Below are 13,714 nucleotides of genomic sequence, written 5' to 3' on the forward strand. Positions count from 1 at the left end.
CCCGCGCTCGGACGGCGGGGCCGATTCCAGGACTACGCCGCCGCGCGGGCGCCGGACCCGGCGTTGACGAGTCCTTGACCACCGCGACGGCATTCCTGACGCAGTGCTGACGCGGCAGGCGCACTCAGGGACGGCTCAGCTGCCCAGCTTCCGGTAGAACGCGCCGGCGATGGGCGCGGTGACCGCGCGCGGACCGTAGTTGCCCGCGACGCTCATGCCCTTGCTGATCAGGCCGGGCACGATGCGCATCTTGTTGCGGGCCAGGGCGTCGATGGAGACCTTGGCGGTGTATTCCGAAGAGACCCACAGGAAATCGGGGACCATCTTGTCCACGATCGACTCGTCCTCGGGCGCGGGTGTCTCGGTGCGCACCGGGCCGGGGGCCAGCAGCGTGACGTGCACGCCGCTGCCTTTGAGCTCGCCGCGCAGCGACTCGGAGAAGGTGTTGGCGAAGGCCTTCGACGCCGCGTAGGTGGCGTTGTTCGGGATCGGCATATTGCCCGCGGCCGAACCGCTGATCAGGATGCCGCCCGCATTGCGCTCGATCATGCCGGGCAACACGGCCAGGGTCAGATCGTGCACGGCGGTGGCGTTGAGTTCCATCTGCGCGCGCTCGTAGGCGAAGTCCAGTTCGGCGACCGGACCGAAGGTCGCGATGCCGGCGTTGTTGCACAGGATCGCGATATCGCGAACGGCCAGCTCGTCGACCAGACCGGCCCGCTGCCCGCGATCGGCCAGGTCCACCGCGCGCACCTCGGCGGTGATGCCGTGGGCCAGCGTCAGCCGCTGGGCCAGTTCGGTCAGCACCTCGCCGCGCCGCGCGACCAGGATCAGCGAATACCCGCGACCGGCCAGCTCGGCGGCCAGCGCGGTGCCGATACCGGAGGAAGCGCCGGTGACGACGGCACGATTGTCTGCAGTGGGGGAGGGCAAGCTCACACGGGGAGCTTAGGGGATCTCCCACGCGAGTGCGCCGGGCCCCGGCACCCCACTCGACCGGCATAGCATGACGGTCGACATGGCTACCGATGTCTCCCACCACGCCACGGTGCTGCTGCTACGCACCGCGCCGGTGCCCGTTCGCGGTCGGGCGTCGCGGCGCCGGGCGTAGACCTGCCTATTGGGGATCCGCTGGGCGGTGCGAGGGGAGGCGACGGCGTCGATCGGTGTGCGGTAGGTGGATCCGGCGATGCCGATCGGCGTGCGGCTGGTGAAGCCGCCGGCGCTCACCCGCCTTCGGAAGGCGAATCCGGCGGCGGGGCGGGGAGTTCCGTGCTGTTCGTCTACGAGGTGCAGGCGGTCGGTGTGGGGGAGGACCGGTATCGGGCGGACTTCTCCTGGTCGCCCTATCGTGACAGCGCCGATGCGGAGGGGGCCGGTGTGACGCTGGCTCGGTTGCACCTGGCCGCGGAGGGGTTCGACGCACCGGCTCGGGCGGCTCGTCCGCTGGTCGCGTCGATGCACGCGGGGGTGCACGAGGCGTTCGAATGGCATCTCGCGCGGCGTCCGGCGGTGGCGGAGTTTCTCGCGGCACGGGACTGGCGGGCCGAAACACCTGATCTGCGGGTGGATCTCGCTGGTGCCGCGCCGCTGTGGACCCACGGCGACTGGCACGCGACCAACCTGCTCTGGCGTGGGCATCGGGTCGGCTCGGTGATCGACTTCGGTCTCGCCGACCGCACCACGGCGATGTTCGACCTGGCAACGGCGATCGAACGCAGTGCGATCGATTGGCTGTCGCTGCGCGCCGGCGGACCACCGCACGTCCGGTACGACCAGATCACCGCGCTGCTGGGTGGCTACCACGCAGTGCGTCCGCTCGCCATCGCCGATCGCGCCCTGCTCGCCGAGCTGCTGCCGCTGGTGCACGTCGGCTACGAACTGTCCGAGATCGACTACTTCCTGAGCGCCGCCTGCCAGCCACGCAATGCCGAAATCGCCTACCAGGACTGGCTTCTCGGCCACCTCCACTGGTATGAGACCCCATCCGGACGCGCGCCGCTCACCAGGATCCGCGACGCGTCCGTCCGATGACCCGGCGGTGTTGCCGGGAGGGGTGTCGGCGCGGTTTGTCGCTGCGCGCGCCGGTCGGTGACCGGGACGGAGAACGCTGTCCGTCCGACGACCCAGCGGCGCTGCCCGGATGGTGTCGACGCGGTTCGTCGCCGCGCGCCGGTCGCGTACCAGGACGGAGAACACCGCCCCGTCCACCGGATGCGAGTTCGGTGGACGGGGCGGTGCGACGGTCGTCCGTCGCGTCGGACGACCGGGTCGGGGTGGGTTACAGGTTCGCCGCCAGGCGGGTGCCCTGGGCGATGGCGCGCTTGGCATCGAGTTCGGCGGCCACGTCGGCGCCGCCGATCAGGTGCAGGTCGATGCCGGCCGCGCGCAGCGGCTCCTCGAGTTCGCGCACCGATTCCTGTCCGGCGCAGACGATCACATTGTCGACCGCGATGAGGCGGGGGTTCTCGTGCTTGTCACCGAAGGAGATGTGCAGGCCCGCGTCGTCGATGCGCTCGTAGTTCACGCCGCCGACCTGCTCGACACCCTTGGCCTTGAGCGCGGCGCGGTGCACCCAGCCCGAGGTCTTGCCCAGGTCCTTGCCGAACGGAGTCGACTTGCGTTGCAGCAGTACGACATCGCGGGCGGCGGGCGAAGGCTTGGGCTCCTTGAGCTGGCCGCGGACCTGCTCGTCGTCGGCGTCGACCCCCCACTCCTCTTTCCACTCGTCGAGCTTGAGCGTGGGATGACCTTCGACGGTGAGGTATTCGCTGACGTCGTAGCCGATGCCGCCCGCGCCGATCACCGCGACCTTCTTGCCGACCGGCTTCTCCTCCTTCACCAGTTCGGCATAGGAGAGCACCATCGGATGGTCGATGCCGGGGATGTTCGGGATGCGCGGACGCACCCCGGTCGCCAGCACCACCGAGTCGTAGCCGCCTGCGATCAATTCCCCGGCGGTGACCCGCTTGTCGAGGTGCAGGGTGACGCCGGTGAGCTCGATCTTGCGGCGGAAGTAGCGGATCGACTCGTCGAACTCCTCCTTGCCGGGGATGCGGCGGGCGATGTCGAACTGGCCGCCGATCTTGTCGTCGGCCTCGAACAGGTCGACGTGGTGCCCGCGCTCGGCCAGGCTCACCGCGGCCGAGAGCCCGGCGGGGCCCGCGCCGACCACCGCGAAGCTTTTGGCGCGCCGGGTCGGCAGCAGGTTCAGCGTGGTCTCGCTGCCCGCGCGCGGATTGACCAGGCACGATACCTTCTTGTTGCCGAAGGCGTGATCCAGGCAGGCCTGATTGCAGGCGATACAGGTGTTGATCTCGTCGACACGGTCACCCTGGGCCTTGTTGGCCCATTCGGGGTCGGCCAGCAGCGGGCGCGCCAGTGAGATCAGCGCCGCGTCGCCACGGGTGAGGATCTCCTCGGCGATCTCGGGCATATTGATCCGGTTCGACGCGCACACCGGGATGCCGACCTGGCGGGCGATCTTGGCGGTGAACTCCACGAACGCCGCGCGCGGCACCGAGGTGACGATGGTGGGCACCCGCGCTTCGTGCCAGCCGATATCGGTGTTGAGGATGTCGACGCCCGCGGCCTCCAATTCCTTGGCCAGCGCGATGATCTCCTCGAAGGTCTGCCCCTTCTCCACCAGTTCGGCCATCGAGAGCCGGAACACGATGATGAAATCGGGGCCGACCGCGGCACGGATGCGCTTGGCGATCTCCACCGGCAGCCTGCGCCGGTTCGCGGCGGTGCCACCCCACTTGTCGGTGCGCTTGTTCACCCGTGGTGCGAGGAACTGGTTGATGAAATAGCCCTCGCCGCCCATGATCTCGCAGCCGTCGTACCCGGCGAACTTCGCCAGTTCCGCGCAGCGCGCGTAGTCGTCGATGGTGGACTCGACGCCCCTGCTCGACAGCGCGCGCGGCTTGAACGGGTTGATCGCCGACTTGATCGCGGAGGCCGAAACACTGTTCGGCAGATAGGAATAGCGGCCGGCGTGCAGGATCTGGATGGCGATCTTGCCGCCTTCGGCGTGCACCGCCTTGGTGATGGTGCGGTGGCGGTAGGCCTCGGTCTTGTTGGTGAGTTTGCCGCCGAAGGGCAGCAGCCAGCCGGTGCGGTTGGGCGCGTAGCCGCCGGTGATGATCAGGCCGACACCGCCGCGGGCGCGTTCGGCGAAGTAGGCGGCCAGCTTGTTGGTGTCCCAGGCGCGGTCCTCGAGACCGGTGTGCATGGAACCCATCACCACCCGGTTGCGCAGGGTGGTGTGGCCTAGGTCGAGCGGTTCGAACAGATGGGGAAACGAACTCATGGGCTGGGTTCACCTTTTCGCGGTCGCAGGGCCTGCAGTACTTCGTCGCACCATTCGACGTAGCCGGACTCCGAGCGGATACCCGCGCGCAGGACCAGGTACTGGTGCAGGGCGGTGCCGGAGAGCTGGTCCGGTACCGGGAAGAATTTCTTTTCGCTGAGCCGGAACTCGTCGAGCCGCTGGGCGTGCTCGGCGCGATGGCGGGCGACTTCGGCGCACACTGCCTCGATGTCGCCGTGCGCGGCGCCGCGGACCTTCACGCCGAGTTCGTCGCGGGCGCTGGTGGCCTGGCTGGGTTCGGCGATCCAGCGGGCCAGCTCGGTCTGTCCCGCCGGCGCGACCGAGTACACCTTCTTGTCGGGTTTTCCCTGCTGGGTCACCGATTCCACGGTCACCCAGCCGGATTCCTCCATACGCTTGAGGACACGGTAGATCTGCTGATGCGAGGCGCTCCAGAAATAGCCGATCGACTTGTCGAATCGGCGGGCGAGCTCATATCCCGAGCCCGCTCGTTCGCTGAGCGAGACCAGCAATGCGTGCTCCAATGCCATGCGACGAGAATATCCGTTACACCCGGTACTATGCAACCGGGTTCATATCGAACGACGGCGTGCCGAAACGCCGATGTGTCCTGCCCGGCGCCGCGATCGCCATTACGCTTCGCCCATGACCGAGGTGAACGCGTCCGAAACCGTCGGCGAGGCGGCCGGACGTGGGCAGGTGCTGGCGTGGGGGCTGTGGGACTGGGGGTCCTCGGCGTTCCAGGCCGTCACGCTGACCTTCGTCTTCTCGGTGTACCTGACCGACAAGGTCGGCGACGATCTGCCCGGCGGGGTGTCGGCCAGCGCGTGGCTGGGCTGGGCGCTGGCCGCGGCCGGTCTCGTGGTCGCGCTGACCGCGCCGGTCTCCGGGCAGTACTTCGACGCGGTCGGCTCCCGCAAACGCGCGCTGGCGACCCTGACCGCGCTCACCGCGGGCGCCATGTCGCTGATGTTCTTCGTGCACGACGACTACCACGACCTGTGGCTCGGGCTGGCGCTGCTGGCCTTCGCCTCGGCCACCTTCGAACTGGCCGGGGTGCCCTACAACGCCATGATGCGCCAGGTGTCGACCCCGGCCACGGTCGGGCGGGTCTCCGGATTCGGCTGGGCGATGGGCTATTTCGGTGGCATCGTGCTGCTGCTCGTCTGCTACGTGGGGTTCCTCGCCGGTGACGGCGACACCCGCGGGCTGCTGGCCATGCCCACCGATCAGGGGCTCAATGTCCGGCTGGTGATCGTGCTGGCCGCGGTCTGGTTCACCGTGTTCGCGCTGCCGGTGCTGTTCGCGGTGCCGGAGCTGCCGCGCACCGGCGCCGATCCGGGCGCGGCGCGGGCCGGGATCGCCGGGTCCTACCGGGTGCTGTGGCGTGACGTGCGTGAGCTGTGGCGCCAGGATCGGCACACGGTGTGGTTCCTGCTGGCCAGCGCGGTGTTCCGGGACGGGCTGGCCGGGGTGTTCACCTTCGGCGCGGTGCTGGCGGTGCAGGTGTACGGGTTCGCCGACGCCGACGTGCTGCTGTTCGGTGTCGCGGCCAATGTCGTCGCCGGTGCGGCGGCGGTGCTGGCGGGCCGCTACGACGACCGGATCGGGCCCAAACGGGTGATCGTGGCCTCGCTGATCGGGATGATCGGCTGCGGTCTGGTGCTGCTGGTGGTGTCGGGGACGCTGATGTTCTGGATCTTCGGGCTCGCGCTGACGGTGTTCGTCGGGCCCGCGCAGGCCTCGGCCCGCTCGTATCTGGCGCGGCTGGCCCCGCCGGGACGGGAGGGACAGCTGTTCGGGCTCTACACCACGACCGGGCGCGCGGTGTCGTTCCTCGCGCCCGCCCTGTTCGGGTTGTTCGTCTGGGCGTTCGGGTCCGATCGCGCGGGAATCGCGGGATTGCTGGTCGTGCTGGTCGCGGGTCTGCTGGTGCTGCTGCCGGTGCGCGCGCCTGCACGGGCGGAACCGGCCGACGCTGGGTGATCTCACAGTGAACGAATGTTCACACTGTGGATCAGCCGGTGTTCTTGGGTAGCCATCCCGCGATCCCGAGGGCGATCAGGCGCATCTGCATGACCGTGCGCTCGACGATCGCCGCCTCCTCCCGTGGCGTGGCGGCCACGAACGCGGCGATACCGTCGGTGACGGTGGTGACCAGCAGGTCGGCGGCGATCTCGAGCTCGGTCGTGCTCCACGAGTCCAGCGCCCGCAGGCGGGACAGATCCGCGACGATCTCGCGCACGATCAACTGCATCTCCATCGCGATCGCCTGACGCAGCGCGGCCGAGCCGCCGTGGCGTTCGCGGATGAGGAAACCGAACAGCGCGCGCTTGGCCCGCACCTGGTCGAACACGAAGCGCACGGTATCGGCCAGATGCGCGTCCGGCTTGCGCCTGACCTCGCGCAAGGCCAGCCGTAGCGCGGTCACACCCTCGTCGACCAGGGTCGCGCCGAGGTCGTCGAGCGAGGCGAAATGCCGGTAGAACGCGGTCGGCACGATTCCGGCCGAACGCGCGATCTCCCGCAGGCTCAATGCCGCGAAGCCGCGGTCGGCGGCCAGCGTCAGCGTGCCGTCGAGGAGGGCCGCCCGGGTGTGCGCTTTGCGCTCGTTACGGGTTCCTGCCTGCTCAGTCACATCGGTGAGCATACAGCCGTTCACCATAGTCACTTCCCTGGAGATGTAGCCCGCCTCACATTATTGCCGGTTGACAGCGGGATGGGTCCATCCGGCACACTGGTGAGTGTACAGGCGTGCACTGAAATGTGGATCGCATGCCGAGGAACTTCCGCAGAGGGGCACACGCACATGGTGGGACTGATCGATCTGGTGCAGACGTTGACGACGCCGCACCCGCTGGACCGGTACCTGGAGCTCGTCCGCCCCGGGCTGACCGCCCGGGAACTGCGCGCCGAGGTCACCCACGTCTCGCACGTCACCCCCGGTTCGGTGACGCTCACCCTGCGGACCACCCGGCCGTGGCGCGGCCACACCGCCGGTCAGTACGTGCAGATCGGCGTCTCGATCAACGGCGTTCGCCACACCCGCTGCTACTCGCCGATCGACCCGGAGACCCGCGGCGATCGCTTCCTGCAGCTCACCGTCAAGGCCCACCCGGGCGGGCTGGTGTCGAACTACCTGCACGAGCACGCGAAGCCGGGCCTGATCGTCGATCTGGCGCCCGCCGCCGGAGTCTTCGCGCTGCCCGAGCCGCGGCCCGCCAAGGTGCTGCTGGTCAGCGGCGGTTCCGGCATCACCCCGGTGCTGTCGATGCTGCGCACCCTCGACGCCGAGGGCTTCACCGGCCCGGTGACCTTCCTGCACTACGCGCGTCAGCCCGAGCTGGTGCCGCACCGCGCCGAACTGACCGCGATCGCCAACCGCCGCCCCAACTTCCGCGTCGAATTCCGCTACCCGGTCGAGCCGGGCACCGTCGTCGACGGGGAAACCTCCATCGGCAGTGGGTTCTTCGACTACGACGAGCTCCAGCGCGTGGCGCCCTGGTTCGCCGAGTCGCAGACCTTCGTCTGCGGCCCGCCGCCGCTGATGCGCTCGGTGCAGACCCTCTTCGAGGCCGAGGGCCTGGGCGATCGGGTGCACAGCGAGGAGTTCACCCTCACCACCGTGCCCACCGATCCGGCCGAGGCCACCGGCACCGTGACCTTCTCCGGCAGCGCCGTCACCGCCGACAACACCGGCGCACCGTTGCTCGACCAGGCCGAGGCCGCCGGGCTCACCCCGGAATACGGCTGCCGCATGGGGATCTGCTTCTCCTGCACCGCCACCAAGGTCTCCGGCTGCACCCGCAACCTGCGCACCGGCGAGCTCGACGCCGATCCCGGCAAGCAGATCCAGATCTGCGTGAACACCGCGGTCGGCGACGTCGACATCGCGCTCTAGACGACAACCACAGCCCGATTCACCAACCAAGGGGAGATACCGACATGACGATCCTCACCGAAGGCAAAGACGGCCCGGTCATCCTGACCCCCGACCAGGTCGAGGAGCTGGGCACGGCACTCGACGAGCTGCGCGCGCGCATCGAAGCCGACCTGGGCGAGAGCGACCGCGACTACATCTACAAGATCATCAAGGCGCAGCGCGGTTTCGAGATCGCCGGCCGCGGCCTCATGTACCTGGGCTTCCTGCCGCCGTTCTGGCTGGCCGGCGTGGCCGCGCTCGGTGTGTCGAAGATCCTCGACAACATGGAGATCGGCCACAACGTCATGCACGGTCAGTACGACTGGATGCGTGAGCGCGGCATCAACTCCCGCGAATTCGACTGGGACACCGTGTGCCCGGCGGATCAGTGGAAGCACTCGCACAACTTCATGCACCACACCTACACCAACGTCCACGACATGGACCGCGACATCGGGTACGGCATCCTGCGCATCGACGAGGGCCAGAAGTGGAACCCCTACTACCTGGGCAACCCGATCTACGCCTTCCTGCTGATGGTGCTGTTCGAGTGGGGCGTGATGGTGCACGACCTCGAGGCCGACAACATCATCAAGGGCAAGCGCAAGTGGTCCGACCTCAAGCCGCTGCTCAAGGGCCAGGCGCGCAAGGCGAGCAAGCAGGTCGTCAAGGACTACGTGGCCTTCCCGCTGCTGACCGGTCCGCTGTTCCTGCACACCCTGGCCGGCAACGCCGCCGCCAACCTGGTGCGCAACCTGTGGACCTTCTCGATCATCTTCTGCGGCCACTTCCCCGCCGGTGTACAGACGTTCACCAAGGAGGAGACCGAGGTCGAGACCCGTGGCGAGTGGTACGTGCGCCAGATGCTCGGTTCGGCGAACATCAAGGGCTCCAGGCTGTTCCACATCATGTCGGGCAACCTGTCGCACCAGATCGAGCACCACCTGTTCCCGGACATCCCGGCCAACCGGTACCCGGAGATGGCGCCCGAGGTGAAGGCGCTGGCCGAGAAGTACGGCCTGCCCTACAACACCGGCCGATTCTCCAAGCAGATCGGCTCGGTGTGGGCCAAGATCTTCCTGCTGTCGGTGCCCGATCGCTTCGTGAAGAAGGCCCGGCGGCCCGGTGTTATCGTTGTCCGTAATCGGAAGGCAACCGAAGTGGGCGTGTGATGATCGGGAAATTCGAGACAGACAAAGACCTCGTCCAGGAATTGACGTCCTCCGGTGCCCGCCGGGTCGGCAATATCGCCGCACTCATCACCGGGACCGTCGCCGAGGTGGCCCGGGAAATCGGTGAATTCGTCACCGATGTGATCGAGATGAACGAGGCGGCCGCGGCCGCGCGCCGCGATGCCGCGGTAGAACGTGAACAACGTCGCGAGACCGAGGCCGACGCGGATGTCGACGAGCCGGAGCGGCCCGAATCCAGGGCGGGGGATCGGCGCACCGAGCCGGTCGTCACCGATGCCGAGATCGTCACCGAGACCGAACCGGTCGCGGGGGAACAGGGCAAGCCCTGATCACCAGACCGGCAGCCGTCGGCGCCGCTCGGTCACATCGGTGATCAGATCCCGGTAGCCGTCGGTCAGCTCGGCCAATCGGCACCAGTGCATGTGGGTGCGGGCCTCCCGCAGCCGCGGTGTGGAACGTGTCAATGGATCGCCGCCCAGCGCCTGCTGGGCGGCGATCCATTTCTCTGCCATCCGGTCGATCACCGCGCCGAGGGTCTCGGTGTGCAGCGAGGCGCCGCTGCGGTGCGCGACATTGCCCGCGACCCAGTCGTCGATGCGGGCGATGAGTGTGGCGCGGGTGTCGTCGATATCGTCGAGCAGCTGCCCGGAGGCGGCGCCCGCCGCCGGATCGCGGGCGGCGTCGACGGCGGTGCGCCTGCGGGCGTGGCAGTGCGCCAGGCATGAGGCCGCCTCGAGCACCGGATGGTCCTGGTCGGTGGAGTGGCCGAACGCGCGCAACAGTGCCGATGGCGAAGGCAGTTGCGTGGCGTCCACAGAAGGGCCGGCGGGATCGTTCGGCATGGTGCACGCCCTTGGGATGCGCAGTTTCGTGCTTGGATACGCCGGGGCCGGGGAGGCTGAGGGGGAGGTGCGCTCCCCGGCACCGGCGTAGCCCCGCCCGGGCGTCGACGAATTGTCCGCGACGCTGCGGCGAGGAAGACGACCCGGGAAATTCGGGACCCTTTCAGGAAAGCGCGACCGGCGGCCGACGCGCAATAGTACGGAGTACAAATCCGGGCGACGGCGGAAATCGTTATCCACCGTTACGGCCGGGTCACCACGGTGCGTCCCCCGGGTAACCGCTCGGCACATTTCGGGCAATCATTTCCCGGTGTGCGCTGCCGGGGCCGGGAGGATGCACTAACCTCGGACAATGTGCCGGCCTATGTGTCCTCGCCCGAACTGACCTTCGGGTTCCTGTTCGCGCTGGAAGACCCACAGCGAATCGCCGATGTCGTGGGCGATCTGATGGAGCGCCACGCGGTATCGGTGTTCCGGATCGCGCGATTGTCCGACGACGACGGGCCACCGGAACGCTATGTCGTGAACTGGTCGGCCATTCCGCAGATCTCGATCACCACCACCGCCCCCGAAGCGGCCGAGTTGCACGCGCAGCGCATCATGCTGGTCAACGCCTTTCTCGGGGAGGGCGGCGAGGTGCGCCTGTATTCCGGAAATCCGCACGCGCCGAGCTGAATTCGCTCAGCGCGCGGATTCGTAGATCCGCCGCACCACATCCTCGATGCCCGGTTCCTCGATCGAGAGATCGCGCACCTGCGCCCGGTCCGACACCGCGGCCAGTAACGCCGCCGCGGTGGTGTGCTCGGCGTCGAAGGCCAGCCGCTGGCGCATGCCGCCCGCCTCGCTGGACAGCAACTGCGCCCCGCACGGCAGATCGTCGAGATCCGGTGTGGGCGCGGCCAGATCGACCACCAACACCCGGCGGGCACCGACGGTGGCGCCGAGGCCGGTCAGTGAACCGTCGTACACCAACTTGCCGTGATCGACGACGAGCACGCGATCACAGAGCCGTTCGATATCGCCCATGTCGTGGGTGGTGAGCAGCAGCGTGGTGCCGCGCTCGATCCGTTCGGCGCGCAGGAACTCGCGTAATCGCTGTTTGGAGAGCACGTCGAGCCCGATCGTCGGCTCGTCCAGGATCACCAGCTCCGGGGAATGCAGCAGCGCGGCAGCCACTTCCGCGCGCATCCGCTGACCGAGCGAGAGCTGGCGCACCGGAGTGTCGAGCGTGTCGGCCATCTCGAGCTGTTCCACCAGTTCGTGGGTGCGCTTGTCGGCGATGTCGGGGTCGAGCCGGTGGATCGCGGCCAGGATCGAGAACGACTCGTGCAGCGGCAGGTCCCACCACAGCTGCGAGCGCTGCCCGAACACCACCCCGATACGCGAGGCCAGCTCCCTGCGCTGACGGACCGGCTCCAGCCCGCAGGTACGCACGCTGCCCGAGGTGGGGACCAGGATGCCGGTGAGCATTTTGATCGTGGTCGATTTGCCCGCGCCGTTGGCGCCGATATAGCCGACCGCCGAGCCGCGTTCGACCCGGAAACTCATCCGGTCGACCGCGGTGATGGTGTCGCGGTGTCTGCGCCAGCGGCTGCCGTTCTTGCGGTAGACCGTGAACTGCCGGGTGAGGTCATCGATGTCGATGATCGGTTCGGCATCGTCTCGTTCGTCCATCGTCAGCCACCCCCTCCCTGATAGTGCCTCGTACCGATCCGCCATGCCGACAACGCCAGCAACCACACCCAGACCGCCGCCAGCGGGGTCAGCCAGGCCGACCATGCGGGAAACAGCGGCGGGCCGGGCAGGCCGAGCAGCGCGATGGTCGGCACGTACGCCGTGAACGCGACGGGGATCGCGAACCCGAACAACAGTTTCAGCGGTGTGGGGAACACCGAGGCAGGCTGCATCGCGGCGAACGAACCGCCGTAGGTGAAGCTGTTGGTGAGCTCGGCACCGTCGATCAGGAAGAACTGTAGTCCGGCCGCGCATACGAAAAGGCCACAGAACAGCGCAATTCCACTCAGCAGGGTGATCACGATCAAGGTAACCGGGCCGATGCCCCAGTCGATGTCGTTGCGCCAGAGCCCGATACCGAGCACGATCACCGCAACGGCGGCGCGGGCGAACCTGCGCAGCGAGATATCGCTGGTGATCAGTTGCAGCAGCAGCGGCTGCGGGCGAAGGTGGTAGGCGTCGAGTGCGCCCATCCGGATCATCGCCGGTAGCGAATCGAGGTGCCCGACAAGGACCTGGGCGAGCGAGAAGGAGGTGTTGGACAGGCCGAACAGCAACAGCGCCGCATTCACGTCGAGGCCGCCGAGCGTGCCGACATTGTGGAAGATCACCCAGACCTCGGCGAACTCGACCAGCCCGATCAGGAACGCGCTGAACACCTCGGTGGCGAAGGAGAGCCGGTACACCTGCTGTGCTTTCACACGCGAACGCAATACTGCGAGGTAGGGGGTGAACCAGGTCCCGGCCACGATGCGGGTCTCCGGTTCAGCCACCCTGTACCTCCAGTCTGCGTTGGCCGGCACGCAGCATCACTCTGCCGAGCAGTCCGATCACCAGCACCCAAAATCCTTGTGCTGCAACGGTACACAGCGCTTCCATGCCGGCGACCCGGCCCGACAGCGTATCGATCGGCGCCTGCAGGATGGAGGGGAACGGTGTCGCCCTGGCGATGGCCTGCAGCCAACATGGGAACATGTGGACCGGTACGAAAAGACCTGCGAGGAACGTGCCGACAATCTGGTAGAGCACGCGGATCCCACGGATCTCCACCACCCAGAAGCCGATCAGCGCCACCGCGAACAGGCACAGGAACGACAGCGCCACCGCCAGCAGCACACTGAGTACGCCGAGCAGGTAGGCCACCGGGGTCGTCGGCATCGACAGCCCGAAGGTCGCCGCGCCGATCAGGATGCTCGGCACACCACGGGGCAGGAAGGTACAGGCAGCACGGCCCATGTCGCCGGCCAGATAGCTCAGCTGCACGTCGACCGGGCGCAGGAAATCGATGGCGACATCACCGGTCTTGATGCGTTCGACCAGATCGATCGGCGGGCCCATGAACTGGGTGGCGCCGAGCAGCGCCTGCGACAGCCACACGTACGCGCCGATGGTTCCCTCGTCGTAGCCGCCGAAATCACCGGCGGCGCGGACCGCGGCGACCAGCACGGCGGCGCGCACGAACCCGAAGACGCAGTTGGTGAACAGCCCGGCGAACATCGCCAGCTTGTACTGGGCCTGCCGTTTGAAACCGGCACGCGCCAGCGTCCAATACACCCCGATCACGCTCGGCCTGCGGCGGCGGACCGGACACCGGCGCACCGCGATCGCGAGTTGACCGTCCCCCTCCGCATTGCCCCGCACAATCAGTCAACTCTAGGCCGATCCCGGGCGATCAGGACGAAAACGGCAC

Annotated in this window: 14 protein-coding genes; 6 read left to right on the forward strand and 8 right to left on the reverse strand. The window is 68.0% G+C overall.

Features of this window, described 5'->3' with window-relative positions; translation table 11 throughout:
* Positions 1-135: 135 nt before the first annotated feature.
* On the reverse strand, positions 136-939 hold the full coding sequence (gene cmrA, locus ACFXK0_RS15435) for a mycolate reductase (protein WP_379410883.1): 804 nt from the start codon (positions 937-939) through the stop codon (positions 136-138).
* A 333-nt stretch (positions 940-1,272) separates the two neighbouring features.
* On the opposite strand from cmrA, the gene ACFXK0_RS15440 reads away from it, so the two are divergent.
* Positions 1,273-2,034, forward strand: coding sequence for a phosphotransferase enzyme family protein (locus ACFXK0_RS15440; RefSeq protein ID WP_379410885.1), 762 nt, complete (start codon positions 1,273-1,275; stop codon positions 2,032-2,034).
* A 247-nt stretch (positions 2,035-2,281) separates the two neighbouring features.
* Here ACFXK0_RS15440 and ACFXK0_RS15445 read toward each other — a convergent pair whose 3' ends face one another.
* Both ACFXK0_RS15445 and ACFXK0_RS15450 read right to left on the reverse strand, forming a co-directional pair.
* On the reverse strand, positions 2,282-4,312 hold the full coding sequence (locus tag ACFXK0_RS15445) for an FAD-dependent oxidoreductase (protein ID WP_379410886.1): 2,031 nt from the start codon (positions 4,310-4,312) through the stop codon (positions 2,282-2,284).
* Positions 4,309-4,863 carry a PadR family transcriptional regulator gene (locus ACFXK0_RS15450; protein WP_379410887.1) on the reverse strand — a complete coding sequence of 185 codons (555 nt, stop codon included), beginning with the start codon at positions 4,861-4,863 and terminating at the stop codon, positions 4,309-4,311. The genes ACFXK0_RS15445 and ACFXK0_RS15450 overlap by 4 nt, the downstream gene beginning before the upstream one ends.
* Positions 4,864-4,978: 115 nt before the next feature.
* Here ACFXK0_RS15450 and ACFXK0_RS15455 point away from each other — a divergent pair, with 115 nt between their 5' ends.
* Positions 4,979-6,319, forward strand: a complete 1,341-nt coding sequence (locus ACFXK0_RS15455) for an MFS transporter (protein ID WP_379410889.1) — start codon at positions 4,979-4,981, stop codon at positions 6,317-6,319.
* A 31-nt stretch (positions 6,320-6,350) separates the two neighbouring features.
* On the opposite strand, the gene ACFXK0_RS15460 is transcribed toward ACFXK0_RS15455, so the two are convergent.
* Complete coding sequence (locus ACFXK0_RS15460; protein ID WP_379410890.1) at positions 6,351-6,998, reverse strand: TetR family transcriptional regulator; 648 nt, start codon at positions 6,996-6,998, stop codon at positions 6,351-6,353.
* Between the two features lie 144 nt (positions 6,999-7,142).
* On the opposite strand from ACFXK0_RS15460, the gene ACFXK0_RS15465 reads away from it, so the two are divergent.
* The 3 genes from ACFXK0_RS15465 to ACFXK0_RS15475 are packed head-to-tail and all read left to right on the forward strand — an operon-like array spanning position 7,143 to position 9,777.
* Positions 7,143-8,234, forward strand: coding sequence for a ferredoxin reductase (locus ACFXK0_RS15465; protein ID WP_379410891.1), 1,092 nt, complete (start codon positions 7,143-7,145; stop codon positions 8,232-8,234).
* Positions 8,235-8,278: 44 nt separating this feature from the next.
* On the forward strand, positions 8,279-9,427 hold the full coding sequence (locus ACFXK0_RS15470; RefSeq protein WP_379410893.1) for a fatty acid desaturase family protein: 1,149 nt from the start codon (positions 8,279-8,281) through the stop codon (positions 9,425-9,427).
* Positions 9,427-9,777 carry a hypothetical protein gene (locus ACFXK0_RS15475; protein ID WP_379410894.1) on the forward strand — a complete coding sequence of 117 codons (351 nt, stop codon included), beginning with the start codon at positions 9,427-9,429 and terminating at the stop codon, positions 9,775-9,777. Before ACFXK0_RS15470 ends, ACFXK0_RS15475 begins: the two co-directional genes overlap by 1 nt.
* Here ACFXK0_RS15475 and ACFXK0_RS15480 read toward each other — a convergent pair whose 3' ends face one another.
* A complete protein-coding gene (locus tag ACFXK0_RS15480) occupies positions 9,778-10,290 on the reverse strand; it encodes a DUF4254 domain-containing protein (RefSeq protein WP_379410896.1) in 513 nt (170 codons plus the stop codon).
* A 354-nt stretch (positions 10,291-10,644) separates the two neighbouring features.
* Here ACFXK0_RS15480 and ACFXK0_RS15485 point away from each other — a divergent pair, with 354 nt between their 5' ends.
* The gene (locus ACFXK0_RS15485) at positions 10,645-10,965 is read left to right on the forward strand and encodes a hypothetical protein (protein ID WP_379410897.1); all 321 of its coding nucleotides are present in this window, start codon (positions 10,645-10,647) and stop codon (positions 10,963-10,965) included.
* Positions 10,966-10,971: 6 nt separating this feature from the next.
* On the opposite strand, the gene ACFXK0_RS15490 is transcribed toward ACFXK0_RS15485, so the two are convergent.
* From ACFXK0_RS15490 to ACFXK0_RS15500, 3 genes are read right to left on the reverse strand one after another with little or no spacing between them, the layout of a single operon-like run.
* Positions 10,972-11,964, reverse strand: a complete 993-nt coding sequence (locus ACFXK0_RS15490; RefSeq protein ID WP_379410898.1) for an ATP-binding cassette domain-containing protein — start codon at positions 11,962-11,964, stop codon at positions 10,972-10,974.
* A 2-nt stretch (positions 11,965-11,966) separates the two neighbouring features.
* On the reverse strand, positions 11,967-12,797 hold the full coding sequence (locus tag ACFXK0_RS15495) for an ABC transporter permease (protein ID WP_379410900.1): 831 nt from the start codon (positions 12,795-12,797) through the stop codon (positions 11,967-11,969).
* Complete coding sequence (locus ACFXK0_RS15500) at positions 12,790-13,665, reverse strand: ABC transporter permease (protein WP_379410901.1); 876 nt, start codon at positions 13,663-13,665, stop codon at positions 12,790-12,792. Before ACFXK0_RS15500 ends, ACFXK0_RS15495 begins: the two co-directional genes overlap by 8 nt.
* Positions 13,666-13,714: the final 49 nt, after the last annotated feature.

Source organism: Nocardia sp. NPDC059177, from assembly GCF_042755165.1.
In the GTDB taxonomy this organism is placed as follows: domain Bacteria; phylum Actinomycetota; class Actinomycetes; order Mycobacteriales; family Mycobacteriaceae; genus Nocardia.